Origin of the sequence: Rhizobium sp. AB2/73 (genome assembly GCF_020871915.1) — a bacterium.
Lineage (GTDB): Bacteria > Pseudomonadota > Alphaproteobacteria > Rhizobiales > Rhizobiaceae > Rhizobium > Rhizobium dioscoreae.
In genome coordinates this window covers 142233-158599 of the sequence record NZ_CP067075.1, presented here as the reverse complement: position 1 = coordinate 158599, position 16367 = coordinate 142233, and the positions used below count along the sequence as shown (strand labels likewise).

Sequence of the window (16367 nt, the reverse complement as noted above, 5' to 3'; positions counted from 1 at the left end):
TTCGAAACGGGCCACATCGCACACAACGGACTAAAGAGTGAGACAGGGAGGGCACGGCGGAGCTTTGCGTCCTTCACAACTTCCGGCCTGACCGGGTAAGCGTGAGCGTGGCCTTTTTCTAGCGAACTTCGCGGGGCCGCAGTTGTCGAGAGGTGCACAGCGAATGGCTCGGTGTCCATTTCGCCCATTTTGGTTGATATCATACCGCCTCGCCGTCGGTGCCAAACGCGCTTTCTATAAAGCAAATCAACCTTGGAAAATAGCTTTCCTTCACTACGAGGCATATCTGCCTGTTGACTCTTTCTTCGACGGAGCTCCCCACAGAATGGCGTCACAACGTCGGGATTGCTTGTCGGCATTCAAGAGGATGTTCGGGAGATTTTGCCCTCTTCATCCTTGAAATGAACAGCGAAAGCTACCGTCTTGCCCACAGCCGAGCCCGAAAAGCCGGCTGAAATCCAACAAAAAAATCGCCGTGGCCTACTTTTACTCCGCTGATGACGAAAGCACTGCTCGCAGATGGCGTAAAGATCTTCTTTGTCACCCATATGTTCGAGCTTGCGCAGAGCCTTCGGAAAAAGTCTGATGAACCGTAAATCTTCCTACGGGCAGAGCGTGATGATCAGGGTAAACGCAGCTTCAGGCTGGTTGAAGGCGACCCGCTTGCCACGAGTTTGGTGAAGATCTCTATCAGAGAATTTTCGTCGCGCAGAGTAATCGGGACTCCCCTAAACGAAGCCTTTTGAACGTGATTACGGTCGCTAACGGTTCTGATCGAGGCGTCGAACAATCAGGTTAGAGAGCGTTCGGAATACGTGGTGGACGCAGAACGACCTCCAATCAGAGCGCGAGAGTTCCGAGATTAGTCCTATCGTAACGGCTTTCTGGTTGGCACTGTGCCGGGGGGCGCCGGTCCTCGCGCCTTGGGGGCCGATTCAGCAAAGTAGACTTCTGATAGGCGGAACAGTCCATTGTCGCGGCTGCATTGAGCGACCACATCGATGCCGGTGCGAAGCATGGTAAGAATATCTGTTCGATCAAGACCTTTGCCCCCATCAGATTCCTTGACGAGGATCGCCAACTGCTCGAAAGCGAGTTCGGCCGAGTTCGCGTGGACGGTCGTGATTGAGCCAGGATGGCCCGAGTTGACATTTCGGATATAGTAAAACGCGGTTCCGTCGCGAAGCTCCTGAAGCAAGATCCGATCTGGCCGCATACGAAGGCAGGACTCCAACAGTTCCTTTGGGCCTGCCTTGGAAAGCCCCTGTTCTCCCTTTGAATAAAACAAACGCACATGATTTGGTTGGGGGATGACAAGTTCCGGCGTGTCTTCGATCGAGATGACTCTCTCGTGATCTGAAATGTGTTTGATCAGTGCTTTGGAAAGGGTCGTTTTTGCCGAGCCTGTGGCGCCAGAGATGATGATGTTCTTGCGGGCGATAACAGCCTGTCGAAGGAAGTCCTTAAAACGCCCGGCACGGTAAATTTCGCTGAGTTCCTCATCCTGCGATGACAAGGCATTAGTTGAAGCACGCGCTTTTGCGAAAAATCCCTTCTCCTCAAGGTCATCGAGGCTGAAATCTACCGAGGACGGCTTTCGGATCGTAATGCTGACAGTATCTTTCAACGTGGCTGGAGGGATGACGATCTGGATTCTTTCATCATTGGGAAGGGTCGCTGATAAGATAGGGCGCGTCTCATCGATCGACTGATGAGAGAAGCTGGCTACAGCCCGAGCAAGCCGCATAAGTTTTTCAAAGGTGAGCTCCGGCGCTTCATAGGTCCGCCAACCACCGGGACCTTCCGTAAGCACCTGCCCGGGCCGATTGACAATCACCTCGTATAGACTCGCATCTTGGAGATACACGATAAACGGCTTCAAGAGCTCGCTGACAACGGCTGCATCCTGCCTCTCTGTCATGCTGTTGCCCCTACTTCGTCACCAAAGTGTGCGTATTCCAATGAAACCGGACAGGAATTCCGATCTTTAACCGGACGCTTATTCCAGCGTTATACCGGACGCGGTTCCGAGGCTAAGCCGGACGGCCGCAATGTCTCTGGGTCGTGGTTTATCAATGTCGGCGTATATCGGCTCGGTCAAGCCTGAGTTGCATCCTCGGCTGACAGGATTCGATGTTTGCGCAGGCTCTCGCCGGAAAGTTCGATGCGATAGGCGTTGTGAACAAGGCGATCCAACACGGCATCAGCGATCGTGGGATTGCCGATCATATCGTACCAGTGGTCCACGGGGATCTGGCTGGTAACGATGGTCGAGCGCTGCTCGTAGCGATCTTCGACAATCTCCAGGAGATCGCGTCGTTGCTCGTCGCTGAGCTTCTCCGGTCCCCAATCGTCCAGGATCAGAAGGTCGGTCTTGGCCAGGCTCTTGAGCAGCTTCGCATAGCGGCCGTCGCCTCGTGCCAGGGCGAGTGAGGCGAATAGCCGGGGGACGCGGTGGTAGGCGACGGAAAGGTCCTCGCGGCATGCCTTATGGCCAAGGGCGCAGGCCAGCCAACTTTTGCCGACGCCGGCCGGCCCGATCAATAGCAAGGAGTGCCGCTGCCTGATCCAGTCGCAGGTGGAAAGCTTGAGGAAGAGGTTGCGATCGAGACCGCGCGCTGCTCGGAAATCGGTATTCTCGATTTGGGCGTCATGGCGCAGCCTGGCGGCACGGGCTCTAGCTTCGAAGCGCTTCTGGCGACGTGAGGTCTGTTCCCGTTCGAGCAGGATCGCGAGCCATTCGCCGTGCTGGAGGCTTCTGTCATTACCGGAGCAATACTCCCCAATAGTGCCGTTTGAATCTTCCCCAGGTGCTGCGGCCGCCGGTCTTCCGGGGCGCGCCCCGGAAGACCGGCGGCGCGTCATCACCGATACTCCTTCCGATGGTCGGAAGGGGAATGTTGGTGATCAAGCTGAGGGAGACAATCATGATCCTGGATCTGCATCAGCAGGGGCTGACGGTGTCGGCTATTTCCAGAGAAACTGGCATCGATCGCAAGTAAGCGCTAATTTCGGGGGTTATTAAGAGGCGATTTTGCGGTCTTCGGCCTGGGGATTGCCGATTACTTTATGATTTGAGGTTGGATCGTCGCGAATCAGACGGCGGCTTCAACACTCGAGCGCTTGGGGAAGTTGAAGGGGAGCAGGTCGTCAATATTGTCGTCGGGACGCCGCTGGGGCAGTTCCGCGAGGACGTGTCGCAGCCACGCAAGGGGTTCGATGCGGCATGCGCGGCAGGTCAACATCAGACTATAGATGACGGCACTGGCCTTTGCTCCGTCTACGGTATCGCTAAAGAGCCAGGATTTTCTTCCCGTTGCAAAGATTCTGATGTCTCGTTCCAAAAGGTTGTTGTCGATCGGCATGTTGCCATCTTGGGTGTAGCGGATCAGGTATTCCCACTGGTTCCGCGTATACGAGACCGCATCCTCAAGCTTGCTTTCCGGCAAAACCTTCGGGGCAATCTTGTCGAGCCATTCCTTGAGGGCATTCAGGACGGGAATGCTGTGCTGTTGACGAAAGCGACGAATACAGTCAGCCTGCGTTTCACCATCATTTGGCTTTTCCTCGCGAGCCTGTTTTTCAATCCGGTAAAGTTGCTCGAAGAATTTCAGCGCCTGTTCCGGTGGTCCCCCGCCTTTCTTTCTGGCTCGCAGCGCCTCGACAAAGCGCCGCCGTGAATGAGCCATGCACCCGATATGGGTGGCACCTTTCAAGGTGCGCCAGGCCGCATAACCGTCGCTCACCAATATACCGCGATAATCTCCAAGGAAGGCTTGCGGATATTGCTGCCCTCGACCGGGCTGATAATCGAGCAGCACGATCGGTTCGTCACTATCCTGGCTGCTGCGATACGCCCACATGTAGGATATGCTGGTGGGAGTCTTGTCCTTTTCCTTCAGCACCTGAACCGTGGTCTCGTCGCCGTGGATGAGGGAATGGGATCTGAGCCGCAGTTTTAGCGCGTCATAGATCCGATGCAGATGCTTCTCGCTGGAACCGATCACCCAATGTCCGAGAGCCCCACGACTAACGGGAACGCCAGCCCGTTCGAAGGCCTTGCTCAACCGATAGAGCGGTGTGCCGTCAACAAACTTGTGAACGAGCGCGAAGGCCAGCGTCGAAGCCGTGGCGATGCTGCCCGGCAAAGGTTGCGCAGGCATCGGGGCAATAACGATCGGTGTTTTGATGCCGGTACGGTCGCAGTTTCGGCACGCATATTTGGCACGCGCATTCTGCAAGACCTTGGCCTTCACCTCGATGTGAAGCTGCTCGGTGACCAGTTCACCCATGCGATGCAGCCGGCGACTGCAACATGGACAAATCTTCTGATCGTCGGGGAGGTCGTATTCGACACGTTCGCGTGGCAGGTTTGAAGGAAGCGGTTTACGTCCGCGCTTTTTGCCTTGCCCCGCCTCGGTGTCCGGCAATCCCGTCTCTGGCAATTCAGCGGTGTCCACATCATCGGTATCGGCGAGGTCTTCGTCCGCATCTGCCTCAAGGGCAGCCTGTTCGGCTTCGTTGAAGACGCGATCAACACCCTTCTCACTACGCGGAGCAAAACGGTGCAGTCGCGCCAGGGCCAATTCTTCCTCAAGTTTGAAGACACGTTCGGAGAGCTTCTGGTTCTCCGCTTGCAGCGCAGCTATCTGCGCCATCAGTTCTTCAACAGTGGGGTTGTCGGTTCGATTCATCCCAATGCTTGAATCGAACGCGACCAACGGCGTCAATAAATGAATTCAGATTTTGTTACGATATTCGCATCAACCAGCAATTCTATATTGCCGTACCGGATGGCGAACCATCGCATCGATATCGATACCGTCAAGTAACCAGTGTAATTGTTCCGTCGTAAGCTGCACTATTGTTTCCTGACGCTGTGGCCAGCGGAATTTGTCGTCGGTCAATCGCTTCAATATGAGCACAAAGCCGGATCGATCGAAGAACAAAATCTTCATTCGGTCCCGACGCCGGTTGCAAAATGCAAAGATCGCTGGCGTGAACGGGTCGAGTTCCATCTCCTCCTGGACAAGGACTGCAAGGCTGTTGATCCCGCCCCGGAAGTCGATGGGATCACGGTGCAGATAGACCTGAACGTCAGAGGCAAACTTAAACATCCCTAACCGCTCCGATGACGGCTGTTAATGTCCGTACATCATCGCATTCCAGCGATAACGTCACACCGTTGGGCAAAGTCACATTCAGCTTGGTGACAGAAGAGAGTGACGCCACCTTCGCAGATGCCAGCTGCATCGCGCCAGGATTGCTCGCAGCCAAATCCAGCGCGTGAGCACTATTATGTCCAGGTATGACGCCACTTGTAGCAGGCTCGATGCGAACCGGAATAAAAGCCGACGCCAAAGGTGGCGATGGTGACAAGGCTTCCATTTCCGCTGCCTTGTGCTTACGCACCCATTTGCGCACAAGGTTCGTATTTATCCCGTGATCAATGGCAACGCGCGACAGCGATGCGCCGGGCTCAAGGGCGCAAGCAACAACCTGCTTCTTCCATGCACGATCGTAGTGATGGTTGCCTTGCCGGTCGACAAACAGCACGTGCGGTTTGTCTCCATTCGCTCCCATAGTTCCCATCGGTGTCCACCCTTTCAGTCGGTGGACACCCTTTGCACCACTCCATTCAACCAATGAAGGTGCTTAGAAATGAGCGTTTACGATCGCAAGACGGTGCGCAAATACATAGAGCGAGGCCTCGAGGCTCCGGCCTATGGTCCAAGAAAGCCTCGGGCGACGGTCATCGACCCGTTCACTTCTTACCTGCGGGAGCGGGTCAAATCCTACCCCGGTCTGACCGGCAGCCGATTGTTTCGAGAACTGCGTGAGCGAGGCTATACCGGCGGCTATACGGCTGTGACGGATTTTCTTCGTGATGTTCGCCCCGCTGCAAGTCAGGGCTTTGAAGTTCGTTTCGAGACGCCGCCCGGTGAACAGGCTCAGGTGGATTTCGCCCAGTTTCATGTCGTCTTCACTGACGAACCGATGACGCCGAGGATCGTCTGGCTGTTCTCGATGGTGCTGGGTCACAGCCGTCTCATCTGGGCACGCTTCGTCATGCATCAGAACCTGCCGACCGTCCTGCGTTGCCATATAGCGGCCTTCGAGGCTCTCGGCGGCGCTCCGCGGGAAGTGCTTTACGACCGGATGAAGACTGCCGTCATCGGCGAAGGCCAGACAGAAGGCATCGTCTATAACCGCGCCCTCATAGACCTGGCTCGTCACTATGGCTTCCATCCCAAGGCATGCAAACCCTATCGTGCCAAAACGAAGGGCAAGGTCGAGCGGCCGTTTCGCTATATCCGCGAAGACTTCTTCCTGGCCCGCTCGTTCCGCAATCTTGACGACCTGAATGTTCAGCTTCGGCACTGGCTGGATACCGTCGCCAATCCAAGGAAGCACGCCACGACCCTGCGCATCGTCAATGAGGCCTTTGCCGAGGAGCGCAAGCACCTGCGACCGTTGCCGCTGGCCCCGTTCAAATCCGTTCTGAAGCTGGAGCGCCGGGTGTCGCGGGAAGGCATGGTCAGCGTCGGCGGCAACACCTATAGCGTTCCGGATGCTACGCGAAGCCGAATGGTGGAAGTCCATTCTCTCGCCGACGAGGTCCGCATCTTCGAGAACGGCATGCTGATCGCAGCCCATCCCGTCCTGGAGGGCCGTAAACAGCGCCGGGTTCATCCTGACCATCGACGAGCATTCTCGTCGCAACATCGGCCCAGGACACGCGAGGACGCCATTGTCGTCAAACCCGCTGGTGACACCGTGCTGCAGCGATCTCTCGCCTTCTACGACGCCGTCGGCAAAGTCCTGGCACAGGAGAACCGCCCATGAGCGCGGCCCTCGATGCCATTCCGTCCATGATCGATCGTATCCGTCATGATCTCGTCGGCCTGAAGATGCCACGTGCACTCGAAGCTCTCGACCATGTCGTACGCCGCCTTGAGCACGGTGAGCTTTCCGCGCTGGAAGCCATTGATATCCTACTCTCCGAGGAGCTCACATTACGCGAGAACAGCCGGATCAAGACCGCGCTGCGAATGGGCAGGCTTGCGACGATCAAGACGCTCGCCGGCTTCGACTTCACCTTCCAGCCTTCGCTCGATCGGGACCGCATCCTCACTCTGGCGCAACTCGGCTTCGTCGATCGTCACGAGGCCGTTCATTTCCTTGGTCCGCCGGGAACAGGCAAAAGCCATCTCGCCACAGCGCTCGGTGTCGAAGCTGTGAAGGCCGGAAAGAGTGTATATTTTACGACGCTCGCCGACCTCATTGGTTCGCTTGCCCGTTCCGAACGAGAAGGCAGGCTTCAGGAGCGCATTCGCTTCTTCTGCAGGCCAAGCCTGCTGATTGTCGACGAGATCGGCTACCTGCCGGTTGTCCAGGGCGGCGGCAATCTTTTCTTCCAGCTCGTCAATGCGCGATATGAACGTGGCGCGATGATCCTGACGTCAAACCGCGGCTTTGCAGAATGGGGCGACGTCTTCGGAGATCCCGTCGTCGCAACGGCGCTGCTCGACAGATTGCTTCATCATGCCGTCGTCGTGCAGATCGAAGGATCAAGCTATCGGTTGCGGCAGCATGCCGAGCTTATGCCGGAGCATGTCCGATCCAAGGCCCTCATCGCACCCCCGGCGTTCACTCCACCTCAAAAGCCACGCGGTCGGCCACCGAAAAATCCTCAAATCTCCTTGGCGTCCACGTCGGCATAATTGGGGAATTTTACTTCGGCACTTCTGGGGAAAATTCACGCGGCATTGACAGCTTCTCGCTTCCGGTTGCATCTCCAGTTCTCCTTGAGAGCTTTGAAAGACCAAAACGGATGAACGGCGCCGGGTTTGGAAAACATCCCACGTCGGGGCCACCGAAACCGTGGCGGGTTCTTTCGATGAGTTTTCCGCCACCACTTCAGCGACGACATCGGCTGGAGGAAGTCCGGTTGGACTGTCGTCCCCCCTCCCCTCCCCGTCGTCGCTGATCGTCAGCCGGGCTATGGTCGGTCCCAGTCGTTTGATCTCGCGGCGCACCTGTTCATCGTAGTTGACCATCGCCCCGACGGAGGGATCATCTCGGCCGTAGTAGGATTGCAACATGATCTGCTCCGCTCTCGCTGGCGCGGCTCCCTCTTTCGTCGCGAGGCGGTAGTAACCATCGAGCAACGTCGCTGTAGCCTTCAGATTGAGACAGGGGTCGAAAGCGTCTGAAATGGATAGGTTCAATCGCCGCAACTCGTCCAATCCGATCCCCCCAAGCCCCAACTGGACGTCCTGGCGCTCGGCCGCCAACGCGGTGGCGAGCTCGATCGCCTCGGCCTTCGTAGCAAGCTGGCTCTTGGGAGAAGCGCCGCTGTTGATCCGGATATTGAAGGGGGCGAACCGGCTCTCGAGGCTGACAACGCCTGCAAGGGTTTCGGACGCAACGAAGGGTGCGCAGGTCTGCGCAAGATCGATAAAACTTATAGGCATGACTAGAACCACACCCTCTGCTTGCCGACACCGTCGATGGTCACATCTATGTATCGTGGTTTATCGCGCACCAAAGGACGTTCAACGGTATACGCCATGCACTGTGTGCGGCCATTGTCGCGTTGCCATCGAGGTGACATCACAGAAACGTTTGAGCCACCGCTGTCCCGATCCCAGGAGCAGAAGGTGGCACTAACCACCTGCAGCGACGTTGAAATGCATGTGGCCTCACTTCCTCGCGGGCCGTAGCCGGTTGAAAGACGGTGGTCGGCGTTGCAGAAGTATGGTTCATACTTGGGCCGAGAGCTTTGGAATCCGACGCCGCTGCAAGTGGGGAAAGAATGCCCCTTGGCGAGGGACTGCCAAAGTTTCTCGATGGGGGGCCTGCACTCGGCGTATTGCGTTGGGCCACCCGGGTTCGATAGGCACAGGATAACTTGGCATCCCCAGTCATCCGCGCGAGCGCTTCGGTCCGAAATAGTGTAGAGTGAAGCGAACCCCAACGCGGCGATGATCATTCGAAAGAAAAGGCCCTTCATGCCCCCTACCCTCCGGTTTCTCCAATGTCAGCTAGGCTTGAAAAGCGACTCGCTTCAACGCCTTTACCATGCAAATAATAGATAGTTAAACCGATGGCAAGCAATTTGAGCGAGCGATGGCAAAGCCAAGCATTATCAGTCTTTGCAGTGCGTGAAATTCTGGAGAAGCCGATCGAGGATGAATCGGCGCAGTCCCGTATCAAGCAGATCGGGATGGTGAATATTCTTTACCTAATGCACCAGTCTCATGAGAAGCTAACCCTATCAAATATAATAGAAATTACCGGAATGACCCGCGGGGGTGTGATCGAGACCATGGACCTCCTTGTGCAGCGTGGGATTCTTCTTGAGACCCTCGGACGGAACTCTATGGGCCGTGGGACAGCCCGACAATTCCAATTCGCTCCTGGGGTGTTCGAGAGCTTGCGCGCCGTAATCGGAGATTGACGAACTTTTAAGTTAACAAACAATTGTAAGTCATTTTCCCTGTTGCGCGAGATGGGAGTTCCGTCGGCGGGTCTTGATCTTTGACTGAAGGCCTTACATTCGGGTCGTTAATCTCGGGCCTGGCGGTTGGAAGCGGGATATCGAGCGTCCGCGCTTTCTTCGAAGGAGCTGTATGCCGAAGCAAGGTAGCCCTTTTATAAAAACTGCTTTCCGTATACCTGAATGCCGGTATCACCTGGAGCAAGAGCCACGTAGTGGCTTGCAAACATCAGCTCGCAAATAACGATCTCTTTCATGAAAGAGGTCCTTAACCGAAACGGGCGGTTTCAGAACTCGCAGGGTACCCTGGCTTTCAACGCGGCCACTGTATGGAAGACCAGAGCGGTACGAAGAATGTCTCTAAGGCGCCAACGGTTGCCGAATCCCTCGCCACTAAGGCTCGTGTGAGATCTCAGCTTCCAACCGGCCGTAACCCTTGTATGCGTAGGAACTTCTCGTCGCCGCTCCCGCGTTTTGCCGCCGTGTCTTCGAGGTAGCTCTTTCGTCCCCAGTCCTACCGACCGTATCGGGGCTGCCAGGCTCGAAGGAACAAGACGAGCGGGCCGCCTGGTCAGCGTCGCCTCGCGATCTTCTTCTCGACTCCGGTTCCCCTCCCCCTGACAGCGTATCGTTCTGACGCGGTAACGGAATGAGCGGTATACGGGTTTCCACAGAAAGGCCCTGCATCAGCCTCTCATCCGCACCAGCATCGCCTCTCGATTTTTCTGCAGGAATGTGAAGTTCTCAGCTGAGAACTTCTCCTCTACAGGATACCCAGCCACCACGCGAGCAGAGGTGATCTTTACATTCAGATTAAATGTCGGTGCTTGGTGTTCAAAGTGAGCGGGGAGACAGCGAGGGGATGCATTGTTGTTCACTGCCGAAATGCCGGCGGCCTACATCTCAAACTCCCAAGCACCTATGTTTAAAGGCGTTCTCGCAGGGGGGGATCCCTAGCTTACGATCGCGGACCGGTATCGTTCCTCGTGCAGCAACATACGTTAGCAACGCGGCGAGCTAAATCCATCTTCGTAGAGTTGACAACCCACATTCGTAGTTCTATTCCGCCTCGGCGGACTAAGCTACCTGCGTGGGTCGTGGACTTTTTCGCTAGTCATGTTCGGCGCCTTAGGTAGGATTCAGCCTCCCCAAGAGCGCCGCTTTCGCGAATTCGCCATCACTTCGTCGAGTTTGAGTCCGTTGAGACGCCACCTTAACGATGGGCGGTTCGGCGTGCGGGACCAGTCCCCTTCGAACGAACAATAGAGGCAAGTTCGCTTCGTCCGAGGTGCCAACGGAATTTGTAATATCGCAACTGCGGGGCAAGTGGCGCCCTGATATCAAAGTTCTCAGCTGAGAACCTTGAATCGGCGCCAGCGAACGAGCTCAGCGGCAATCATTTCTTCTAAGATCTACCGCATGCCGCCCAATCGACGGCCAATGCGCGCCGCGCCGCCGGGTCGGCGTATTCTGCGGCCTTTACCCATTCATACTTTCGACGCCAATTAGCGAAAGCCAAGAGAGCAGCGGGTTAGGGCCGATCCATAGAAGGTTTTCTTTCCTTTTCCACGGGGGCTAAGTCAGATGGGATTTTGATTGTCCGCATAAGCGAGTCTGTCGCGAGCCGATTGGCTGGGAGTTGAACGTCTGTCGACTCGACCGAGTGAGCTCGGATCCAAAGCATTTGTGTAATTAAAGATAGGGCAGCAGTTATACGAGAGCGCCACGAGCCAACATTTGCGCTAATAATCCTGTCCCGAACGCGCTACCGATCGTCTTCGACGAATACCGTGCTAATGGTTGCCAAGGCCCTCGAAATTCAGCGATGATATGATCGAACTGATGAAGGCGAGGGCCAGGCCAACTCGCCCACATCCGTGAAGTACAGGCATGGCGATACGCCAAATTTGTTGTGTGGACTAATCTGCCCCGACAGATACATTGCATTAACTGCTCGTTAACTCAATTTCCCTTGACCGCTTCACCGACTCGGATCATTTTTACGCTCAATTGCCGATTTCACCGGATTGAGCGTTTAAAATGAATTCTCTCGCTACTCACTCTCTAGCGCGCACATCAGCGGTCCCGTCGCTAACGCGCCTCATTGAGGCCGATGCCGATCTCCTCAGCGCCCAACTGCAGCAGCTACGGTCGCGCGCTTTTCCGCCGACCGCTGAAAAGAAACTGCGCAAGTTTATGGCTGGAGAAGCCGCCAAGCTGATTGGAATCAGCGACGCGTACCTCCGACTGCTGGCGTCAGAAGGTAACATTCCCGATGCTGAAAAAAATGGCGCTGGACGGCGCCTTTACTCGCTTGAGCAGATTCATGAGATTCGCCGCTATCTGAGCGTCAATAAGAAGGGCTATTCCCCGCAACGGGCAGAGGGCGAGGCCCTGCAGGTTATCGCGGTGACTAACTTCAAGGGTGGGTCTGGAAAGACTACTACAGCTGCCCATCTTGCGCAGTATTTCGCACTGCGTGGCTATCGCACGCTTGCCGTTGATCTGGACCCGCAGGCCTCGCTTTCCGCGCTCTTCGGCATTCAACCGGAATTCGATCTCGGCGCGAACGAAACCATTTACGGATCAATTCGATACGATGAGCAGCAGCGACCGCTCGGCGACATTATACGCAAAACCTATTTTACTGGTCTTGACATCGTGCCGGGCAATCTCGAACTGCAGGAGTTCGAACATGAAACGCCGCGTGCTCTCAGCGAAAAGTCCCGCAATCGCGAACAAATGTTCTTTACACGCATCGCGACCGCGCTTTCCTCCGTCAGCGAGGATTACGACGTTGTCATCCTGGATTGTCCACCCTCGCTCGGCTATTTGACCCTCTCAGCTCTGTGTGCCGCGCGCAGCGTCGTCGTTACAATCCACCCCCAAATGCTCGATGTCGCATCAATGTCGCAGTTCCTGCACATGACAGCCGGACTTTTCGACGTTGTCGAGAAAGCTGGAGGCAATGCCGAGTACGACTTCTTCCGCTACGCGGTTACGCGCTACGAGCCAAGCGACGGCCCGCAGGGTCAGATTGTCGGCCTCCTCAAGAGCCTCTTCGGCGACCGTGTGCTGACGAACGCGATGCTGAAATCGGCCGCGATTTCGGACGCGGGTATCACCAAGCAGACGCTTTATGAGGTCGGCCGTGAGAACTTTACCCGCGCGACCTATGATCGGGCGATTGAGTCGCTCGACAGCATGAACAGCGAAATCGAAATGCTCGTCAAACAGGCTTGGGGACGCAAGACATGAGTAGACGAAGCGATCAACTCAAGAGTTTTCTCGAACCGATCCAGTCCGCAGCGGAATCGATGGAGCCTGCGCTACGCGCCAAGCCGGCCGTGCAATCCGGTGCGCTCAACTCTATGAATCAAGCGATTGCGAATCTCGCGACCGAGGCGGGAGAAGCCGAGCGTCTCCGCGCTCAGCTCGAGACGGGCGAGACGATCGTGGAGCTGGACCCCAGCGTCATCCACCGTTCCTTCGTCAAAGACCGCCTGGACGACTTTGTCGGATCGAGCTTCATAGAACTACGCGAAAGCATGCGCAACAGTGGCCAGATCGTACCAGTACTCGTGCGGCCGCACCCGGACAAGCCCGGCGAGTATCAGCTTGCTTTTGGCCACCGCCGCGTCGAGGCGCTTCGTCAGATAGGCAACAAAGTCAAGGCGATTGTTAGGCCGCTATCGGATGAAGAGCTTATCCGTGCCCAAGGCAAGGAGAACACCGAACGTCTGGACCTGTCATTCATAGAGAAAGCCCTCTTTGCCCTTCGTCTGGAGGGAATGGGAATTCGTCGTCAGATTATCATGGACGCGCTCACGACCACATCGAAGGGCGTCCTCTCCGGGATGATTTCGCTTGCGAGCTCCATTCCCGCCGAACTCATCGAGGCGATCGGCCCCGCGCCCACAATCGGCCGACCGCGTTGGGAGAGCTTCGCGGCATTGTTAGCAGAAGCAAAGAGCGAACGAGGATGGCGGGATGTAATCGATGATAGTGCATTCCGCGCTCAACCGAGTGATCTGCGTTTTGAGACAGCGATGCGCGCGCTTAGCCCCCGCAAGAGCGTTGCTCAAAATGAGCGCGTCATCCAAACAGGGGAGGGGCGCCCCATCGCGACCGCACAGTTCGCCAAGCGAGCTGTGAAAGTGACAATCCCGACAAAGGATACGACAGACTTCGCAGAGTTTCTTTTGCGGAAGCTGCCAGATATTTACGCCGCGTACGTCTCGGAAGGGACAGGCACCGTTGAGACCGAAAAACAGGAGTAGGGTTCAAAAGAAAAAGGCCCCCAAACGGTAAACCGTGGAAGCCTCTCTCGTATTCCGTGACAAGAACGAGAATCGCATTTCCAGGAATCGTAGTCAAGAGTCTTTGGCGCCGTTTTGGCGAGCGGATTTCTTTTGCCTTCTGAAAGGTGAAAGAGAATGCAGATTGGAAACGTAACGACGCCCTTCGGGCGGCGGTCGATATCGCTTGCTTTGGTGAAAGGGCAGTTGGCCGCGACGGACGCCAAGGCAGGTAAGTCCGCCGAAAAATGGAAGGTGTTTCGCGATGTCAGCGAAGCGCGTAGCGTACTCGGTCTCCAAGATCGTGCGCTCGCTGTTCTGGATGCCCTTTTGAGCTTCTATCCGGAGAGCCACTTGTCCGAAGAATTCGGCTTGGTGGTTTTTCCGTCCAATGCACAGCTCTCGATCCGGGCGCACGGCATCACCGGTACGACACTGCGCCGGCAGCTTGCCGCGCTTGTGGATGCCGGTCTGATTCATCGCCGGGACAGTCCGAACGGAAAGCGTTATGCGCATCGCGGTAGGGATGGCGAGATCGAGCAGGCCTTCGGCTTCAGCCTGGCGCCTCTTTTGGCTCGTGTTGAAGAACTGGCTCAGCTGGCGCAGCAGGTCGCTGAGGAGCGTCGGCTGTTCAAGCGGGCAAAGGAAGCGCTGACGATTTGCCGACGTGACGTGCGCAAGCTCATCACGGCTGCGATGGAGGAGGGCGCAGACGGCGATTGGGAGGCGATCGAGGGCATGTATGTCGCTGCCCTCTCACGACTTCCGCGCAATCCGAACCACAAAGAGGTGCTTTCCACCTTGGATGAAATGACGCTTCTACGCGATGAAGTTGTCAACCTGTTGGAAATCCAGCAAAAAGAACAAAATAAGGATGGCAATGGTAGTCAGAATGGTTGCCACATACAGAATTCAAAACCCGAATCCATCAATGAATTTGAACCTAGCTCCGAAAAAGAGCTGGGCGAAAAGTGGGTGGAAGAACCGAGACGGATTGCTGAGCCGAAGAAGCCGTTCCCGCTGAGCATGGTGCTGCGGGCCTGCCCCGAAATCGTCATGTACGGGCAGGGCGGCATGATCGGCAGTTGGCGGGAGCTGATGACCGCGGCGGTGGTCGTGCGGTCAAGCCTCGGGGTCAGTCCGTCAGCCTACCAGGACGCTTGCGATGTGATGGGGCCGGAAAACGCGGCGACGGCGATTGCCTGCATTCTGGAAAGGGCAGGGCACATCAACTCGGCCGGTGGCTATCTCCGCGACCTCACGCGCAAAGCGGCGCGCGATGAATTCGGGCTGGGGCCGATGCTGATGCCGTTGCTGAAGGCCAATACCGGTGGCAACAGGAAATCGGCATAGCGGGTGAGGGGTGTCAGATGCGGAAGGTCGGGAGCCTGCGCGAGGTTCAGTCCTCCGGCACGAGGACATCGAATACCTCGAGCAGCGCGTCGACGATGGCCTGGCCCAGTGCGTTGGCTCTTTCGGCAATCATGGTGCCGTCTTCATTGCGCGCAGCAAGAGCAAGATTGGAGCCCTTGTCAGCGATGATGGCGGCGGCCCGCTCGATCGCTCATTGTGCGAAGTCCGCGCGGTTTTCGATCGTGGCGGTATCCATGGCCTGTCCCTCTTGCTGCCTGTTCCGGAAGGGCAGGTCATACCGTGCGGCGGATCAATGTGCTATTCCTCATCCACTTCAACGAGCCCTGTTTTCTTTACCCGGTCGAGCAGGTTCTTGACTGAGGAGGGCGACCATTTCGTGCCGCCGCGGGGTGTCCGCTCATGGAGGCGTTCGAGCTGGCTGGCGATCTCCCGAAGCGTCAGCTCGGGGTTGGACGAATAATTCGCTTTCGCGGCACTGATCCCGGCCTTCGGGCATTCGGAGATCAGCGCCCGTTCGAGCTGGGCGACGGCGCCGAGGACCTGCGGGGAAAATATGCCCTGTGGCGTCGACGTATCGATCGGATCGCAGCGACAGGAAAGGCGCGCAGGCGCAGTCGAGCAAACCCCAGCGGATGACCTGATTGGCTGCCGAGTCCCCAAAAGAGTGGGTGTGCCGCGAAGCGGGATACATTCACGCTGAACGAGGCGCGAGCCTCATCATGTAGGACGGCGTTGCCCTTTTGCGATGACCGCCCACCGACATCATCACGCGGGTTAAGTAGGGCGCGCAAATCTCCTGCTCGTCGAAGTGAACGTCGAGGCCGGGATAGAGCAGCGCCTTATGCGCTTCGAGATACTCGACCTCGCGAGCAGTGACGAAGTGCGGAGCAGCCGACACGAAAATGGAAAGAAAGATGACGAGCACGATGATGGTCCAGATAACGTAGACGACGGTCAGATATGTGTCAGCCGGGACCATCAACGCGAAGCCGTCAACAAGAATAAAGAAAAGAAGGGGAAGGCCGAGCGTCCAAAGAAACATAGGTGATTTGAGTATGAACTTGATCTGTTCAAGAAGGTCCATCCGTAGCACCGCCTTTCGCCGAGATGACGTGGTGAATACTATTTTTAATCGCTGCGCTTGAAAATAGAGGTCAGGACAAAAACAGCCTAAAATCCTGCGCTAAGATCGA

General features: G+C 56.5%; 11 protein-coding genes and 4 pseudogenes. 6 read left to right on the top strand and 9 right to left on the bottom strand.

What is annotated here, in order from left to right; all coding sequences use genetic code 11:
* Window positions 1-868: 868 nt before the first annotated feature.
* The 5 genes and pseudogenes from virB11 to I8E17_RS34705 all read right to left on the bottom strand — a co-directional run bounded on the left by virB11 (window position 869) and on the right by I8E17_RS34705 (window position 5556).
* Window positions 869-1921, bottom strand: a complete 1053-nt coding sequence (gene virB11 / locus I8E17_RS34725; protein ID WP_113367309.1) for a P-type DNA transfer ATPase VirB11 — start codon at window positions 1919-1921, stop codon at window positions 869-871.
* Between the two features lie 176 nt (window positions 1922-2097).
* Window positions 2098-2757: pseudogene (istB, locus tag I8E17_RS34720) on the bottom strand (IS21-like element helper ATPase IstB); the annotation flags it as partial.
* A gap of 338 nt (window positions 2758-3095) precedes the next feature.
* The gene (locus tag I8E17_RS34715) at window positions 3096-4694 is read right to left on the bottom strand and encodes an IS66 family transposase (protein WP_113367574.1); all 1599 of its coding nucleotides are present in this window, start codon (window positions 4692-4694) and stop codon (window positions 3096-3098) included.
* A gap of 69 nt (window positions 4695-4763) precedes the next feature.
* Complete coding sequence (gene tnpB, locus I8E17_RS34710; protein ID WP_113367575.1) at window positions 4764-5117, bottom strand: IS66 family insertion sequence element accessory protein TnpB; 354 nt, start codon at window positions 5115-5117, stop codon at window positions 4764-4766.
* Entirely contained in the window at window positions 5110-5556 is a 447-nt protein-coding gene (locus tag I8E17_RS34705) for a transposase (protein WP_162750996.1), read from the bottom strand. Before I8E17_RS34705 ends, tnpB begins: the two co-directional genes overlap by 8 nt.
* Window positions 5557-5673: 117 nt before the next feature.
* Here I8E17_RS34705 and istA point away from each other — a divergent pair.
* Window positions 5674-6846, top strand: a pseudogene (gene istA / locus I8E17_RS34700) (IS21 family transposase); the annotation flags it as partial.
* Window positions 6843-7724, top strand: a complete 882-nt coding sequence (gene istB / locus I8E17_RS34695) for an IS21-like element ISRel3 family helper ATPase IstB (protein WP_113396553.1) — start codon at window positions 6843-6845, stop codon at window positions 7722-7724. The pseudogene istA and the gene istB (I8E17_RS34695), both read left to right, overlap by 4 nt.
* A gap of 78 nt (window positions 7725-7802) precedes the next feature.
* On the opposite strand, the pseudogene I8E17_RS34690 reads toward istB (I8E17_RS34695), so the two are convergent.
* Both I8E17_RS34690 and I8E17_RS34685 read right to left on the bottom strand, forming a co-directional pair.
* A pseudogene (locus tag I8E17_RS34690) lies at window positions 7803-8477 on the bottom strand (type IV secretion system protein VirB1); the annotation flags it as partial.
* A 2-nt stretch (window positions 8478-8479) separates the two neighbouring features.
* Complete coding sequence (locus I8E17_RS34685) at window positions 8480-8995, bottom strand: hypothetical protein (protein ID WP_229002344.1); 516 nt, start codon at window positions 8993-8995, stop codon at window positions 8480-8482.
* 114 nt (window positions 8996-9109) lie between these two features.
* Here I8E17_RS34685 and I8E17_RS34680 point away from each other — a divergent pair, with 114 nt between their 5' ends.
* The 4 genes from I8E17_RS34680 (at window position 9110) to repC (ending at window position 15153) form a co-directional block, all read left to right on the top strand.
* Window positions 9110-9463, top strand: coding sequence for a transcriptional regulator (locus tag I8E17_RS34680; RefSeq protein ID WP_113367311.1), 354 nt, complete (start codon window positions 9110-9112; stop codon window positions 9461-9463).
* A 2079-nt stretch (window positions 9464-11542) separates the two neighbouring features.
* Window positions 11543-12760 (top strand): plasmid partitioning protein RepA, encoded by a 1218-nt coding sequence (repA, locus tag I8E17_RS34675; protein ID WP_113367312.1) that lies wholly within the window; start codon window positions 11543-11545, stop codon window positions 12758-12760.
* Window positions 12757-13782 carry a plasmid partitioning protein RepB gene (gene repB / locus I8E17_RS34670; protein ID WP_113367313.1) on the top strand — a complete coding sequence of 342 codons (1026 nt, stop codon included), beginning with the start codon at window positions 12757-12759 and terminating at the stop codon, window positions 13780-13782. Before repA ends, repB begins: the two co-directional genes overlap by 4 nt.
* 156 nt (window positions 13783-13938) lie before the next feature.
* Window positions 13939-15153: a plasmid replication protein RepC gene (gene repC / locus I8E17_RS34665; RefSeq protein WP_113367314.1), complete on the top strand. Its 1215-nt coding sequence runs from the start codon at window positions 13939-13941 to the stop codon at window positions 15151-15153.
* Between the two features lie 318 nt (window positions 15154-15471).
* Here the strand turns inward: repC and I8E17_RS34660 are convergent.
* Window positions 15472-15759 (bottom strand): annotated as a pseudogene (locus I8E17_RS34660) (recombinase family protein); the annotation flags it as partial.
* Between the two features lie 106 nt (window positions 15760-15865).
* Window positions 15866-16258, bottom strand: coding sequence for a hypothetical protein (locus I8E17_RS34655; protein WP_113367315.1), 393 nt, complete (start codon window positions 16256-16258; stop codon window positions 15866-15868).
* Between the last annotated feature and the right edge of the window lie 109 nt (window positions 16259-16367).

Excerpts from the sequence above, each read along its gene's own strand:
- virB11 (WP_113367309.1), bottom strand. The coding sequence starts at position 1,921 with ATGACAGAGAGGCAGGATGCAGCCGTTGTCAGCGAGCTCTTGAAGCCG.
- I8E17_RS34680 (WP_113367311.1), top strand. The coding sequence starts at position 9,110 with ATGGCAAGCAATTTGAGCGAGCGATGGCAAAGCCAAGCATTATCAGTC.
- I8E17_RS34715 (WP_113367574.1), bottom strand. The coding sequence starts at position 4,694 with ATGAATCGAACCGACAACCCCACTGTTGAAGAACTGATGGCGCAGATA.
- repC (WP_113367314.1), top strand. The coding sequence starts at position 13,939 with ATGCAGATTGGAAACGTAACGACGCCCTTCGGGCGGCGGTCGATATCG.
- I8E17_RS34655 (WP_113367315.1), bottom strand. The coding sequence starts at position 16,258 with ATGGACCTTCTTGAACAGATCAAGTTCATACTCAAATCACCTATGTTT.
- repB (WP_113367313.1), top strand. The coding sequence starts at position 12,757 with ATGAGTAGACGAAGCGATCAACTCAAGAGTTTTCTCGAACCGATCCAG.
- tnpB (WP_113367575.1), bottom strand. The coding sequence starts at position 5,117 with ATGTTTAAGTTTGCCTCTGACGTTCAGGTCTATCTGCACCGTGATCCC.
- I8E17_RS34685 (WP_229002344.1), bottom strand. The coding sequence starts at position 8,995 with ATGATCATCGCCGCGTTGGGGTTCGCTTCACTCTACACTATTTCGGAC.
- istB (WP_113396553.1), top strand. The coding sequence starts at position 6,843 with ATGAGCGCGGCCCTCGATGCCATTCCGTCCATGATCGATCGTATCCGT.
- repA (WP_113367312.1), top strand. The coding sequence starts at position 11,543 with ATGAATTCTCTCGCTACTCACTCTCTAGCGCGCACATCAGCGGTCCCG.